14 protein-coding genes are annotated in these 15410 nt (G+C 32.3%); 8 read left to right on the top strand and 6 right to left on the bottom strand.

Annotated features, from left to right (window positions below):
- The first annotated feature begins 57 nt into the window (after nt 1-57).
- From ACKTTR_RS09555 to ACKTTR_RS09540, 4 genes are all read left to right on the top strand, one after another.
- Nucleotides 58-1914 (top strand): DNA topoisomerase IV subunit B, encoded by a 1857-nt coding sequence (locus ACKTTR_RS09555; protein ID WP_273694426.1) that lies wholly within the window; start codon nt 58-60, stop codon nt 1912-1914.
- A gap of 1 nt (nt 1915) precedes the next feature.
- On the top strand, nt 1916-2110 hold the full coding sequence (locus tag ACKTTR_RS09550) for a hypothetical protein (RefSeq protein WP_408027625.1): 195 nt from the start codon (nt 1916-1918) through the stop codon (nt 2108-2110).
- 249 nt (nt 2111-2359) lie between these two features.
- Nucleotides 2360-5074, top strand: a complete 2715-nt coding sequence (locus ACKTTR_RS09545) for a DNA gyrase/topoisomerase IV subunit A (protein WP_408027624.1) — start codon at nt 2360-2362, stop codon at nt 5072-5074.
- Nucleotides 5074-5940: a mechanosensitive ion channel family protein gene (locus tag ACKTTR_RS09540; protein ID WP_408027623.1), complete on the top strand. Its 867-nt coding sequence runs from the start codon at nt 5074-5076 to the stop codon at nt 5938-5940. The genes ACKTTR_RS09545 and ACKTTR_RS09540 overlap by 1 nt, the downstream gene beginning before the upstream one ends.
- 15 nt (nt 5941-5955) lie before the next feature.
- Here ACKTTR_RS09540 and ACKTTR_RS09535 read toward each other — a convergent pair whose 3' ends face one another.
- The 3 genes from ACKTTR_RS09535 to ACKTTR_RS09525 all read right to left on the bottom strand — a co-directional run bounded on the left by ACKTTR_RS09535 (nt 5956) and on the right by ACKTTR_RS09525 (nt 8115).
- A complete protein-coding gene (locus ACKTTR_RS09535; RefSeq protein ID WP_408027622.1) occupies nt 5956-6918 on the bottom strand; it encodes a hypothetical protein in 963 nt (320 codons plus the stop codon).
- Nucleotides 6919-7066: 148 nt separating this feature from the next.
- Complete coding sequence (locus ACKTTR_RS09530; RefSeq protein WP_408027621.1) at nt 7067-7378, bottom strand: DUF6787 family protein; 312 nt, start codon at nt 7376-7378, stop codon at nt 7067-7069.
- 86 nt (nt 7379-7464) lie between these two features.
- Complete coding sequence (locus ACKTTR_RS09525) at nt 7465-8115, bottom strand: DUF937 domain-containing protein (protein ID WP_408027620.1); 651 nt, start codon at nt 8113-8115, stop codon at nt 7465-7467.
- A gap of 132 nt (nt 8116-8247) precedes the next feature.
- Between ACKTTR_RS09525 and ACKTTR_RS09520 the strand changes: the two genes are divergently transcribed.
- The 3 genes from ACKTTR_RS09520 to ACKTTR_RS09510 all read left to right on the top strand — a co-directional run bounded on the left by ACKTTR_RS09520 (nt 8248) and on the right by ACKTTR_RS09510 (nt 10951).
- Nucleotides 8248-9573: a dicarboxylate/amino acid:cation symporter gene (locus ACKTTR_RS09520; RefSeq protein ID WP_408027619.1), complete on the top strand. Its 1326-nt coding sequence runs from the start codon at nt 8248-8250 to the stop codon at nt 9571-9573.
- 6 nt (nt 9574-9579) lie between these two features.
- A complete protein-coding gene (locus ACKTTR_RS09515; RefSeq protein WP_408027618.1) occupies nt 9580-10416 on the top strand; it encodes a sulfurtransferase in 837 nt (278 codons plus the stop codon).
- A gap of 124 nt (nt 10417-10540) precedes the next feature.
- Nucleotides 10541-10951: a hypothetical protein gene (locus tag ACKTTR_RS09510; RefSeq protein WP_408027617.1), complete on the top strand. Its 411-nt coding sequence runs from the start codon at nt 10541-10543 to the stop codon at nt 10949-10951.
- Nucleotides 10952-10979: 28 nt separating this feature from the next.
- On the opposite strand, the gene ACKTTR_RS09505 is transcribed toward ACKTTR_RS09510, so the two are convergent.
- Genes ACKTTR_RS09505 through ACKTTR_RS09495 form a run of 3 tightly spaced genes read right to left on the bottom strand, consistent with a single transcriptional unit; the run spans nt 10980 to nt 12809 of the window.
- The gene (locus tag ACKTTR_RS09505; RefSeq protein ID WP_408027616.1) at nt 10980-11492 is read right to left on the bottom strand and encodes a DUF7935 family protein; all 513 of its coding nucleotides are present in this window, start codon (nt 11490-11492) and stop codon (nt 10980-10982) included.
- Entirely contained in the window at nt 11482-12195 is a 714-nt protein-coding gene (locus tag ACKTTR_RS09500) for a DUF3307 domain-containing protein (protein WP_408027615.1), read from the bottom strand. Before ACKTTR_RS09500 ends, ACKTTR_RS09505 begins: the two co-directional genes overlap by 11 nt.
- A complete protein-coding gene (locus tag ACKTTR_RS09495) occupies nt 12192-12809 on the bottom strand; it encodes a SatD family protein (RefSeq protein ID WP_408027614.1) in 618 nt (205 codons plus the stop codon). The genes ACKTTR_RS09500 and ACKTTR_RS09495 overlap by 4 nt, the downstream gene beginning before the upstream one ends.
- A gap of 229 nt (nt 12810-13038) precedes the next feature.
- Between ACKTTR_RS09495 and ACKTTR_RS09490 the strand changes: the two genes are divergently transcribed.
- On the top strand, nt 13039-15369 hold the full coding sequence (locus ACKTTR_RS09490) for an ATP-dependent helicase (protein WP_408027613.1): 2331 nt from the start codon (nt 13039-13041) through the stop codon (nt 15367-15369).
- The last annotated feature ends 41 nt before the right edge of the window (nt 15370-15410 follow it).

Raw genomic sequence — 15410 nt, 5'->3', positions numbered from 1 at the left:
TTTATTTTTTCTGGCGAAGTACTATTTTAGCACAGACTTCAATTCACACGATTTTTTATGACGCAAGAAACACAATATACCGAAGACAATATACGCTCGCTCGATTGGAAAGAACATATCCGTATGCGACCAGGGATGTATATTGGTAAACTGGGAGACGGATCATCACCAGACGACGGAATTTACATTTTGGTTAAAGAGGTTTTAGATAACTCTATTGACGAATTTGTCATGGGAGGAGGTAAGACCATAGAAGTTTCTGTACAAGGGAATAAAGTAATTGTGCGAGATTACGGACGTGGTATTCCTTTAGGAAAAGTAGTGGACGTAGTTTCTAAGATGAACACAGGAGGAAAATACGACTCCAAAGCCTTTAAAAAATCAGTTGGTTTAAACGGAGTTGGTACCAAAGCAGTAAATGCTTTGTCAACCTATTTTAGGGTAGAATCTAACCGTGATGGTAAATCTGCTTCTGCCGAATTTGAAAAAGGGAATTTAACCAATCAAGAAATACTAGATGAAACATCACGTCGTAGAGGTACCAAAGTAACCTTTATTGCAGATGAAACCATCTTTAAAAATTATAAGTATCGTCCTGAATATATTTCTAAACTATTAAAAAACTATGTGTACCTAAACCCTGGGTTAACTATAGTTTTTAATGGAGAAAAATTTTATTCAGAAAACGGTTTAAAAGATTTATTGGAAGATAACAACAACAAAGAAGACATGTTGTATCCAATAATCCATTTACGAGGCAATGATATTGAAGTAGCAATAACACACAGTAGAACACAGTATTCAGAAGAATACCATTCATTTGTAAACGGACAAAATACTACACAAGGAGGAACACACTTAAATGCCTTTAGAGAAGCAGTAGTAAAAACAGTTCGAGAGTTTTTCGGAAAGAATTTCGATGCCTCTGATGTTCGAAAATCAATTATTGCAGCAATCTCAATCAAAGTAATGGAACCCGTTTTTGAAAGTCAAACAAAAACGAAACTAGGTTCAACTGAAATGGGAGGAGACCTGCCAACCGTTCGAACCTACATCAACGACTTTGTAAAAACACAGTTAGATAATTACTTACATAAAAACACTGAAGTAGCCGATAAACTTCAAAAGAAGATATTACAGGCAGAAAAAGAGCGTAAAGAATTATCAGGAATACGAAAATTAGCTCGCGAACGCGCAAAAAAAGCAAGTTTACACAACAAAAAACTACGCGATTGTCGTATACATTTTGGAGATACTAAAAAAGATGGGTATTTAGACACTACATTGTTTATTACGGAGGGAGATTCGGCAAGTGGATCCATAACAAAATCACGTAATGTAAACACACAAGCAGTATTCAGTTTAAAAGGAAAGCCACTAAACTCGTATGGGTTGTCTAAAAAGATAGTGTACGAGAATGAGGAATTTAACCTATTACAAGCAGCCTTAAACATTGAAGACGGACTGGAAGACTTACGTTATAACAATATCGTAATTGCTACCGATGCCGATGTAGATGGTATGCATATTCGCTTATTATTAATAACCTTTTTCTTACAATTCTTCCCAGAAGTAATCAAAGAAGGACACCTGTATATTTTAGAAACTCCGTTATTTAGAGTACGAAATAAAAAAGAAACCATTTATTGTTATTCAGAAGAAGAAAAGCAAGCTGCGATAAACAAACTAAGAGGAAAGCCAGAAATTACTCGATTTAAGGGGTTAGGGGAGATTTCTCCTAACGAATTTGTCCATTTTATTGGAGATGATATTCGTTTAGACCCGGTAATGTTAGACAAAGAAATGTCGATAGAACAAATGTTAGAATTCTATATGGGTAAAAATACTCCAGACAGACAAAAGTTTATCATTAACAATTTAAAGGTTGAGTTAGATATTGTAGAAGAAGTTTAAAATGAAAAAGTTAAGAATAGTAATTTTAATTGCGGCATTAATACTAATGATTGTAAATGTTTTATCAATCGACTTGGGGAAGTTAACTAATTTAGAGGTTAATTTAAGTCCATATTTAGGTGCTTTATCAATGATGTTAGTAGGATTATCAATGTTATTATCAATCAAATCGTCTAAAAAAACAATAGATAAATAGATAGCTTGTAATTCAGGATAAGAATAAAGGAATGGATAGAAATAGAAGAGGAAGAATATATTTAATAATAGCATCTACAATTTTTTTTGTCAACGTATTTAACGTAGATTTTGACAATTTAAGTTGGGAGGCAAATAGTTCATCCTATATCAATATGATAGTTGCAGCCTTAGTTTGGATAGCTATTTTTTTACTAATCAAAAAGAAACAAACCAACTCTTAAACGAATAAACGTTTAAACATTCATACATGAGTGAAGAAAATAACAATTACGAACACGACGAAGAACTAAATCAACCCCTTGAAAATACAGAAACCATAACCAAGGTTACGGGAATGTATAAAGAATGGTTTTTAGATTATGCTTCGTATGTAATTTTAGAACGTGCAGTACCATCAATGGAAGATGGATTTAAACCCGTGCAACGTCGTATTATGCATTCAATGAAAGACTTAGACGATGGACGCTATAACAAAGTAGCAAACATTGTTGGTCATACAATGCAGTATCACCCTCATGGAGATGCTTCGATTGCTGATGCCATGGTACAAATGGGGCAAAAAGAACTGTTAATCGACATGCAAGGTAACTGGGGTAACATTTTAACAGGAGACCGCGCAGCGGCTTCTCGTTATATTGAAGCACGTTTATCAAAATTTGCGTTAGATGTTGTTTTCAATGCTAAAACTACCGAATGGCAAGCCTCGTATGACGGACGTAAAAAAGAACCTGTAAACTTACCTGTGAAATTCCCTTTGCTGTTAGCACAAGGAGCAGAAGGTATTGCGGTAGGGTTATCAACTAAAATATTACCACACAACTTTAACGAGTTAATAGATGCCTCTGTAAAATACTTAAAAGGAAGAAGTTTTACACTTGTACCCGATTTTTTAACAGGTGGAATAGCAGATGTTACCAACTATAATGAAGGAAAACGAGGAGGTAAAGTAAGAGTAAGAGCAAAAATATCAGCTCTTGACAAGAAAACATTAGTAATTACTGAAGTCCCTTTTGGCACTACCACATCATCGTTAATTGATAGTATTTTAAAAGCCAATGAAAAGGGGAAAATTAAGATTAAGCGTATTGAAGATAACACAGCAGCCAATGTTGAAATCTTAGTACACTTACCAGCTAATGTATCACCAGATAAAACAATTGATGCCCTATATGCTTTTACCAGTTGTGAAAATTCAATTTCTCCGTTATGTTGTATTATTGAAGACAACAAGCCAGTATTTATTGGAGTAACCGAGGTGTTGAAAAAATCAACAGATTTTACGGTAGAGTTATTAAAGCGTGAATTAGAAATTCAATTACACGAATTAGAAGAACAATGGCACTTTGCTTCTTTAGAGCGTATTTTTATAGAAAACAGGATTTATCGTGATATTGAAGAAGTAGAAACATGGGAAGGAGTAATTGAAGCAATTGATAAAGGGTTAAAACCCCATACAAAACATCTAAAAAGAGAAGTAACTGAAGAAGATATTGTTCGTTTAACAGAAATAAGAATTAAGAAAATCTCTAAATTCGATATTGATAAGGCAAAACAATTTATTGAAGGTTTAGAGGAAAAAATAGCTGAGGTTAAACATTATTTAGATAATTTAATTGACTTTGCAATAGATTATTTTAAAGAGCTAAAAGCAAAATACGGAAAAGGAAAAGAACGTAAAACAGAAATCCGAATTTTTGATGATATCGTAGCTACCAAAGTAGTAATGCGTAACTCAAAACTCTATGTAAATAGAGAAGAAGGATTCATAGGAACATCGTTACGAAAAGACGAATACGTTACCGATTGTGCCGATATTGACGATGTTATAGTGTTTAGAGATAATGGCTCAATGGTAGTGACGAAAGTAGATTCTAAAACCTTTGTAGGAAAAGGAATTATTCATGTTGCGATATTCAAGAAAAAAGATAAACGTACAGTTTATAACATGATATATCGTGATGGCGCTAAAGGACCTTCATATATGAAGCGTTTTAACGTTACATCAGTTACTCGTGATAAAGAGTACAACTTAGCCAACGGAGATTCAAAATCAAAAGTACTTTACTTTACCGCAAACTCTAATGGAGAAGCTGAGGTAGTAACTATTTTACTCAGAGCAGTAGGAAGTGTGAAAAAACTAAAATGGGATATTGATTTTGCCGATTTAGCCATAAAAGGACGTAGTGTTAGAGGAAACTTAGTAACCAAGTACGCAATTAAAAAAGTAGAGTTTAAAGAAGCAGGAGTTTCAACTTTAAAACCTAGAAAAATTTGGTTTGACGATACGGTACAACGTTTAAATGTTGATGGTAGAGGAGAATTGTTAGGTGAGTTTAAAGCAGAAGATAAAATTTTAATAGCAACACAGTCAGGAAAAATAAAAGCAGTATCACCAGATTTAGCGATGCATTTTGAAAATGATATGATTGTGTTAGAAAAATGGAAACCTAACAAGCCAATTTCAGCAATTTATTTCGACGGAATTAAAGAACGTTATTTTGTAAAACGATTCTTAGTTGAAACACCTGATAAAGAAGAACTTTTTATATCAGAAGACGATAAATCAAAGTTAGAAATTATAGCTACAGATTATCGCCCCATGGCAGAGGTAATTTTTTCAAAAAGAAGTTTAGACAATATAGAAGTTAATTTTGAAGACTTTATAGCAATTAAAGGAATTAAAGCCCAAGGAAATCAATTAACAACCGATAAAATAAGAACGGTTAATTTATTGGAATCGTTGCCTTATGAAGAACCAGAAGAGGAAAAAGTTGAGGATATTGAGGTGAACGATGAAGAAGAAATTAAAGAAGAAGCATTACCATTGGACGTAGAAGATACTAAGCCTAAAGATAAAGAGTTTGCAGAGTCTAAAGAAGATAAAGCAAAAAAAGCGTTAGAAAGAGCACTTCAAAAGAAGAAAAAAGATAAGGACGACGAAAGTCAAACAGCATTATTTTAATGGATAAGCTTTTACCATATCGTTTTAATTTAGATACCTTTTTTGGTATTTTAGGATATATTATTGTTGTATTTCTAGTCTCTTGGGTTATTTCTAGATTGGCAAGAGCTATTATTTGGCAGCTGATTAAAAGTAAGAAAGAAGACCGTTTTGGTAGAACAAGTATTCAGTTTTTACGTAATTCAGTATCGTTTGTAATTGGGCTCTTAAGTGTTATTTATGTAATTATGACGGTGCCTGCTTTTAGAAGCAAAGCAACCTTAATTTTTTCTGGAGCCGGTATTTTAGCCGCTATTATAGGTTTTGCTGCACAAGCAGCACTATCTAACTTAATAGCTGGAGCTTTCATAGTCATATTTCGTCCATTTAGAGTGGGAGACTATATTAAGCTGGATGACACTCGAGTTGGTATTGTTGAAGACATAACATTGAGGCATACCGTAATAAACAACTTTGAAAATAAACGATTAATTATACCCAACTCGGTAATTAGTACAGATTCTATTTTAAACCATACTATAGAAGACTCTCATGTATTGAGTTTTAACAACTTTAAAATAGGATTAAAAGCAGATATTGATTTAGCAAGAAGAATTATACAAGAAGAAGCTGTTAAGCTACCAACAGTTATTGACTATCGTACGCCTGATCAAGTAATGAGTGATGTACATCAAGTAGATGTTCGTGTTATTGATATATACCCAGACCATATTCACATGCGTGCTTATGTGTGGTTAAACGAACCATTTCAAGAATTTAAAACGAAATGTGCTTTAAAAGAAGCTGTTCATAAACGTTTTCTTGAAGAAGGTGTACACTTGCCGATACCAATTAATATTAATGAAATAATAAAAAGAGCAAACTAGGTTTGCTCTTTTTTTTTAATATACTTCAAAAGTTATAAATAAGTTTTTTTCGGAAGGATTGGGAACTTCAGAAATTAATCCGTAGATGCCTTTATTTAATATAGCAGTAAAATAAGCTTTATTACCAGTAGGCATATCGTTAACCCCACCTAAAAAAGTGACATCAGAGGGTGCAGGCTCAATTAGTCCTTTAGGATCAGCCCAATTCATCCAATTTTCTAAGTTCTTAAGATCAGTTTTACTTTGTAGTTTTACTAAGTTAATATCATGTCCTACAAAACTTTCATATACAATTTGATCTTTAAAGTGTACAGAGAAAGTACGCTTTCCAGCAAAAACTGAATCTTTTAAAACAATACCATCAGTACTAGAGATAGTTATGTTAGCATCTGCTTTAGGCTCAGAGTTTCCAGAATCTTTGTTAGAAACAACAACATCTTTAACCATTCCCATAGAAGTGTGAAACACTCCATTACTCATTTTTACATAGCACTCAAGCATATAATTTCCAGGGTTTAAATAAAGTGTAGTTTCTCCCGTTTTTTCAGGAGAAAGTAATCCGCTGCCTCCTAAAAAAGCAACCTCACTAAACCATTCAGGTAAATTAGCAAATTCAGCAAATCCTTCTTTAGCTTTACCTTCATTAATAAGTTTCATCGCTTCATCAAAAACAGGAGCTACATATTTTTTTGCATCCTCTGAATTTTTACCTTCAGGATACTTATCAATTAGAAAAAAGTGAGTTTGTGGAGATTTGTTAATATAACGAAATGTATTCCATCCAGAAGGTATGGTGTCAGACATTTGAAAATCCATACTTTCTGTAACGATTTCAATTACCTTTTCCTTTTTTATAACTTCTTTTTTAGTTTCGGTGGTGCTATGAGTTTGCTTTTTATCTTTTTTACAAGATTGTAAGATTAAAAATGAACAACATATAATTATGAGAGCTAATGTCTCTTTAAATAAAGTTTTCATATAGAAAAGAGTTTAGTTAGTAATTCTATCTTAAAACTAGGGAAGTAAAAGAGAGGAATTATTATTAGTTAATTAATAATAATGTAAAAATAAAAAATACTTTAGAGAAAAAGTGTAGGTAAATAACTGATTTTAAGTAAAATGGTGTTTAGTTTGCTTTTTTAAATAAAAAACTTAGTCCTAAACGACTTAAGAACTTCTTTTCAAACTCCCAAAAGAACTTAAATTGACCAAAAAGCCATCCAACTAAAGGTAAAGTAGTTTGGTATATAGGAAATATAAGTAAAATTCTTAAAGGATAATATAGCCAAGGAGTCATGGTATCAGGAGATAATCCTAATAGATTAGTAACAGGTCTGGCAACCCAAGCAGCAAAAGAACCATTTATAGCAAAAACAATAAAAATAGCAGTTAATGCCCAATTACTTTCTATACCCCAACGTTGTTTAAGTTTATCCATAAATCCTAATATCGGGGCAAAAGTAGTTAAAAGAAAAGGGGCAAACAAATGTTTACCCCTTCATTACATTATATAAATCAACAAAGTTATTTTTTTCCAAATACCCCACCTAAAAGTCCTCCTAAGAGTCCTCCCGACTTTTGTTGGCTGTTACCTACGTTTCCTAAAATCATTCCAGCCACATCATCAACAATACTACCATCACCATCAGCATCTAATATTTGTTCTAAGAAACTTTGTTCTTTTTGAGCTGAATTACCGCCAAGTAAACCACCTAAAAGTCCATTTAAATCACCAGCGCTATTTATGTTTTCTTGACGAGATTGCTTACCAAGTAACCCCATTAAAATTGGAGCCGCAGTTTTTAAAATATCAGCAACAGCACTAGTGTCCATTCCTGCTTTTTGACCAATAACTTTCTCTACTCCTTGTTGTTTACTACCTAAAACATGACCTAAAATTTTATTACCATCTTGTAAAACATCAGAGTTAACGCCACCATTAAATAAGTCACCCAAATTATCTAAGATTCCACCATCATGCTTATTTAATGCACTTTTTAAACTTTCAGCGCCTTGAGGTGTAGCAGCATTTCGTTGCATTGCTTTCATTAAAACAGGTAATGCCATTGTTAAAACACTACTAGTTTTATTAGTGTCTTGCCCTGTAGAGCCAGCAACCCCAGATATAATTGCCTTTCCAGTGTCGCTATTTAATAAATCTAAAATACCAGTCATTTTTTTATTTTATAAGGTTAGTACAAAGTTTCTAATTAATGGGACACAAGATACAAACTCAAGGTCACTTTTTTTTTAAATAATTCTTTATACCTTACGGCCAATAAAAAAACTAATAGATTAATATATTATATGAAGAAACTTGCACTACACTGGCAAATTTTAATAGGAATGATTTTAGGTATTTTATTTGGGTTAGGAATGACTTTTATAGATGGAGGAGCATCATTCGTGTCTGACTGGATAAAGCCTTTGGGAACTATTTTCGTAAAATTATTAAAACTAATAGCCGTACCATTAATAATTGCTTCTTTGGTAAAAGGGATATCGGATTTAAAAGACATTTCTAAATTTAAAAATATAGGTTTACGTACCATCTTAATTTATATAGGTACTACAGTAATAGCTATAACAGTAGGGTTAATGTTGGTTAATGTTGTACAACCAGGAGATGGAATTTCAGAAGATACCATAGCTAAACTAACAGCAGATTATGCAAATAGTGAAGGAGTACAAGCTAAAATAGCTGAAGCTAGCAAGCAAAAAGAAAGTGGACCGCTTCAGTTTTTAGAAGATATGGTTCCAGATAATGCTATGCAGGCCATGAGTAATAATAAAGCAATGTTACAAGTAATTTTCTTTACTATCTTCTTAGGGATATCAATGTTATTGGTAGGTGAGAAAAAAGCAAAACCATTAAAAAACTTCTTTGATTCGTTAAATGAAGTTGTGTTAAAAATGGTGGATCTAATCATGTTAACAGCCCCTTATGCAGTATTCGCATTGTTAGCAAATGTTGTAGTATCCTCTAATGATCCAGATTTATTATTAGCATTATTAAAATATGGATTAACAGTTATAGGAGGTTTGTTATTAATGGTGGCACTTTATATGGTTTTAATAAGTGTATTTGCCAAGAAGAACCCATTGTGGTTTTTAAAACAAATAAGTCCAGCACAATTATTAGCATTTTCAACGAGTTCCAGTGCTGCAACTTTACCTGTTACAATGGAAAGAGTAGAGGAACATATTGGAGTAGATAAAGAAGTATCAAGTTTTGTGTTACCAGTAGGAGCTACTATTAATATGGATGGTACTAGTTTGTATCAAGCAGTAGCAGCAGTTTTTATATCGCAAGCTTTAGGTTTCGATTTAACATTCGGAGATCAATTAACAATTATTTTAACAGCTTTGTTAGCTTCTATAGGTTCAGCAGCTGTACCTGGTGCAGGAATGGTAATGTTAGTAATAGTATTAGAATCAGTTGGTTTTCCAGCAGATAAATTAGCTATAGGTTTAGCGTTAATATTTGCCGTAGATAGACCATTAGATATGTGTAGAACAGTTATTAACGTAACAGGTGATGCAACAGTATCTACTTTAGTAGCGAAGTCTGTAGGGAAGTTAGGAAAGCCACATCCACAAAATTGGGATGATCATTACGATGAAGTAAAATAAAGTAATATGCTTACAATAAGTACACCTATAGTTTCGGTTGAATGGTTACACGAGAACTTGAATGCAGATAACTTAATAGTTCTTGATGCAACTATTCAGAAAGTAGGAACTCAAACAAATGATAAAAAAGAAAAACAGCAGATTCAAAATGCTGTTTTCTTTGATTTAAAGAATGTTTTCTTAGATTCTGAAGCAGAATACCCTAATACGATTCCGTCAGAAAAATATTTTGAAACTGAGGTTCAAAAGCTAGGAATTAATAATGATAGCTGCATTGTTGTTTACGATGATTTAGGAGTGTATTCATCTCCAAGAGTTTGGTGGTTGTTCAGAACATTTGGGTTTGAAAATATTGCTATTTTAAATGGAGGTTTACCTTCTTGGAAAGGTGCAGGTTATATGGTTGAGTCTAAAAACGAAAGAACATTGCCTGTAGGAAATTTCAAAGCCACCATTAATAGAGATAAAATTAGTATAACAGAGGAAGTATTGAAAGCTTCTTGTGATAATAAAGTTATATTGGATGCTCGTTCCAAAGGAAGGTTTTATGCTACGGAACCAGAACCAAGAAAAGATTTAAGAGGAGGTCATATTCCAGGTTCTAAAAGTTTACCTTATAAAGAGTTACAAGTAAATGGGAAGATGAAATCAAAGGAAGAACTTCAAAATATATTTTCAGAAATAAACCCCAAAAAAGAAGAAATGATTTTTTCTTGCGGGTCAGGAATTACGGCATGCATACTTGCTTTAGGAGCTGAAGAAGCAGGAAATACTAATTATAGTGTATACGACGGTTCTTGGACAGAATGGGCTAGTAGGTTAGAGCTACCAGTAGAGAAATAATTAAAAGAGATAAAAGGAGAAGGAGGTAATAGGATTTAATGTAAGTGTTTTAAAATAAATAAGTTATGTTTTTTTTAGTTTGTTTAACTTAAATGTTTAAGTTAGTAGCTTAAACTGATTAATTATGAAAAAGACTACTCTTTTATTTTTGTTTGTATTTATAAGTGCAATTAGCTTTTCTCAAAGAACCTATTGGTTAGGAGAATTTAAAAGTGGTTCAAAAATTTATTTAGCTTTAATTAAAAATGATAAAAATCATGGCTTGCATATAAGAATGTATAATACTAATAATGATAGGGCTGTGTTAATTTATGCGAATAAAAAGAAAAACTCAGAGACTTATAAATTACAAAAAAAGTATGGTGGTTGGTCTGATAAAAATTACTTAACATTTTCTAATCTTTTAGGAAAAGATAGTGGTTATCTTGTTATGAATAGTAAGCCTTTAAGTATAAAAAAGATAAGCAGAAACGATATTCCTAATTATATAAAAGGTTCAAGAACAGAATATAAAAGAACATATGTTAAAAACTAAAAAAAGCCTCTAATTAGAGGCTTTTTTATTATATCAGTTTTTTAACTTCTTGCTTTAAAAAGCCAATAGCAGTATTAGCAGGACTTTCTTGTTGTGAATAATCAATTAATACATTTTCACGTAAATCTTTAGCTGTGTCAGAACTCTCTGCTGTAGAACGAAGTTTAGCTATTATAGCTAATTTAGCTGCTAAAACAGCTTTCCAACTATCGTCAGAAATATATAATTGCTGTACTAAATTATGTTCAAACTCTTGTTCTATATTACCAATTAAAAGTTGTAGATAGTTGTCAGCATCATCTCCTATAGGATTTACTCTTAATAGTAATTTTGATGGGTTGATACGCTCACAAAACAACAACATACGTTCGTAAGCTTGTAGCTTTGTAGGTAAACTTTCACGTTTTTTCTCAACTAAAGCATTAAACGTTTTTTCTTTATTGTCTTGTTCAATAAAGCGGCCTAAAATTAAGTAAGCTACACCGCCAGTTACTAATGCTGGTAGGGCATAAGCAAGCCCTTCAATAATTTTATCTTCCATAATGCGAATATACGAGTCCTGTTAAAATTGCCAATCCAAAACTTAGTAAAGTTCCAATCAGTACATATTCAGTAAGCTTTCTATCTTTTGATGCTGTCAAATCTCCAAATCTAAATATAGATTTGGCTGCAAGTAAAAAGCCGACACCTGCCCATTGGTTAATTGCGATAAAAACAAAAATTAATATACGTTCTAAAAAACCAATATACTTACCTGCATTGGCTAACGATTGTTCTGTTGATTTATTACCTTTTTCTGGATTCCATTTAGAAATTAATGTATTTATGATAATAGAGGAAGTATAGGTGACAAAAATTAAACAAGCAAAAAGTAATAAGTTTTGTTGGGTTAAAATAGCGTCTATACTAATTTTAAAAGGAGAGTATATGTATGTGGCTAAACCCAAAAAGAATATATGTAGAACTTGGTCTAAAAAGAAGAATAAACGTTTGTTCTTCTTTTTTTGAAGGTATAGTTTTCCTAGATCAACTAAATAATGAGAAATAATTACCAGTAAAAATACACTCCAATATATAGAGTTAAACTGCAGGATTAAAAGTAACAATAGAGCATGAATGCCTATATGAGCATAAAGTTTGGTAGATCTTATTTTCTTTTTCTCTTTATCCTTTACCCAATTTTTAGGTTGGAGAACAAAATCACCTAATAAATGAGTAATAAGTAGTTTTAAAAATAGTATCATAGATTATTTATTTTCTGATTCATAAGTTTTCTATAACGCTTTTCTAACTTCATAATTTCATCAAAGCCAGAACGTTTTCTTCGTTCACTAGCACTACTTTCTGAAATAGTTAGTTTTTTAGCAATTACTTTTTGAGTGCACTCGGGGTTTTGTATAGACATATTTACAAAAGCAGCTGAGTTAGTTGTCCAATTGTCCATTATTAACAAACTTAACCCTAAAGAAACTTCAAATTCTTCATTAATATCTTTCCATGGAGTTTTCAAGGCTAAATTCTGTTTTTTTAGTAAATGATCAAATGCATAACCAGAATTTATAAAAGCTTCACCGTTGGCTTCGGTAATTTTTTCGGTATCAAAACTCTTATCACCAATGCCAATAGCTAAACGAATGTCTAAATCTTTTATTTTCTTAATGTTAGTTTTTAATTCAATGACGAAAAGTAGCGCATCCGCAATATTTTCAATTTCAATTTGAAAACTATCTCCACGAAAAAGCTCCCATGTTTTAGGAGTTTCTCCAACAGTATTAAAAGATTTTTTCAGTAAAGGGAGCCATGTTTCAGCAGAAACACCACGAGAATTAATAATATCACCAGTAATTACACTTGTCATGTATTTAATTTTTAGTAAAAATAGGCTTTCAAACTGAAAACTCCAAATAATTCGGGTTTTAAAACGAATATTAAAAAATAAGGGTTTTAAGACGAATATTTGTTAATTCGGGTTTAAACTTGAATTTATAGCAATTAAAATTAGTGAATAAAAAAAAGGTTAGAATCTTTAAAAAACCTAAAAGATTGGTTAATTTTCCATTTTTAAAATACTTTCAATTTAATTTCCATTGAGTACTTATTTAGAGCAACTTAACGAACCACAGAGAGCGGCTGTTTTACAAAAAGACGGCCCAATGATAATTATAGCAGGAGCAGGATCAGGTAAAACGAGAGTGTTGACCTATAAAATTGCTTATTTAATGGAGCAAGGTGTAGATGCATTTAACATTTTGTCGTTAACATTTACCAACAAAGCTGCCCGTGAAATGAAAGATCGTATTGGTAAAGTAGTAGGTTATAGCGAAGCCAAAAATCTTTGGATGGGAACATTCCACTCGGTTTTTGCACGTATTTTACGATCTGAAGCTGATCGATTAGGCTATCCGTCAAACTTCACCATCTACGATACACAAGATTCAGTTCGATTGATAACGGCGATTATCAAAGAAATGAATTTAGATAAAGATCGATATAAACCAAAGCAAATATTAAGTAGAATATCATCTTTTAAAAATAGTTTAATTACGGTTAGAGCGTATTTTAATAATTCTGATTTACAACAAGCAGATTTAGAAGCTAGCAGACCAAGAACAGGTGATATATATAAAGAATATGTAGATAGATGTTTTAAGTCTGGAGCGATGGATTTTGACGATTTACTATTGCGTACAAATGAATTATTAGCGCGTTTTCCAGATGTGTTGGCAAAGTATCAAGATCGTTTCCGATACATTTTGGTAGATGAGTACCAAGATACCAACCATTCGCAGTATTTAATTGTACGTGCGTTAGCAGATCGTTTTCAGAACATTTGTGTGGTAGGAGATGATTCGCAAAGTATTTACGGATTCCGTGGGGCGAATATTCAAAATATCTTGAACTTCCAGAAGGATTATCCAGATGTGAAAACATTCAAGCTAGAACAAAATTACCGTTCAACAAGTAACATCGTACGCGCTGCGAATAGTGTAATTGATAAGAATAAAACGAAGTTAGATAAAGAAATTTGGACAGCTAACGACGCAGGAGATAGTGTAAAGGTAATGCGTACAATTTCTGATGGAGAAGAAGGACGTTTTGTAGCACAATCTATTTGGGAAAACCAAATGAATTATCAGTTAACAAGCGATCAATTTGCTATTCTATATCGTACCAATGCACAATCGAGAGCGATAGAAGATGCGTTACGTAAAAAAGATATTAAGTATAAAATTTACGGAGGTATTTCATTCTACCAACGTAAAGAAATTAAAGACTTGCTATCGTATTTACGAATTTTAATCAACCCGAATGATGAGGAAGCATTAAAACGTATTATTAACTACCCAGCAAGAGGAATTGGAGCTACAACGCTAGATAAATTAACAATTGCAGCGAATCATTATAAAAAATCGATGTTTGATGTTTTAAAGAACATTAGCACGATTGACATCAATATCAATTCTGGAACCAAAACAAAATTGCAGAATTTTGTAAACATGATTCAGCGCTTTCAAATTGAAGCACAAACAAAAAACGCTTTTGAAATTGCTGATTTGGTGGTAAAGCAAACCCAGTTAGTAAAAGATTTACAAAAAGATGGAACTCCAGAAGGAGTTAATAAAGTTGAAAACGTTCAAGAACTTTTAAACGGAATAAAAGACTTTATTACCGATAAAATTGAAACAGGAGAAGACGCATCGTTAACTTCATTTTTAGAAGATGTAGCATTAGCTACTGATTTTGATTCTGACAAACAAGATGAAGAACCTCGAGTTTCGTTAATGACAATTCACTTATCTAAAGGGTTAGAGTTTCCTTATGTATACATTGTTGGATTAGAAGAAAGTTTATTCCCCTCAGCAATGAGTATGAATACTCGTAGTGAACTTGAAGAAGAACGTCGTTTGTTTTACGTAGCTTTAACAAGAGCTGAAAAAGGAGCGTATTTGACCTATGCGCAAACACGTTATCGTTGGGGAAAATTAACGGATGGTGAACCAAGTAGATTTTTAGAAGAAATTGATGAGCAGTATTTAGAGTATTTAACTCCAAAAGTACCTGAACCATCAGTAAATAGGTTTATAGATGCTAGTTTGTTTGAAGATGATTCACCAAAGAAAATACGTTTTCAAAAACCAATTCAAAAAAAGAGAAAGGAATTCTTAGCGAAGAAGGAAAAAACAAATATGGTTCCTCCAAAAAGTAAAATGAAAAAGGTCTCAGAAATGAGCCCGAAAATGAATTTGTTTGATGGAGAAATCACAGTAGGAAATGTAGTAGAGCATAACCGTTTTGGTACTGGAAAAGTGTTAGCTTTAGAAGGTAAAGGACCCAATAAAAAAGCAGAAATAGAGTTTAGTACCGTAGGTAAAAAGAAATTATTGTTACAATTTGCAAAATTGAAAGTAATCGGGTAGTTAATTCATAATAATTACCTATTTTGCATAGATAAAATATA

The sequence above is a fragment of the Tenacibaculum litoreum genome (assembly GCF_964513915.1).
Taxonomy (GTDB): Bacteria; Bacteroidota; Bacteroidia; order Flavobacteriales; family Flavobacteriaceae; genus Polaribacter; species Polaribacter litoreum.
The sequence above is the reverse complement of the archived record's forward strand: the minus strand, read 5'-3'. Positions and strand labels throughout refer to the sequence as shown.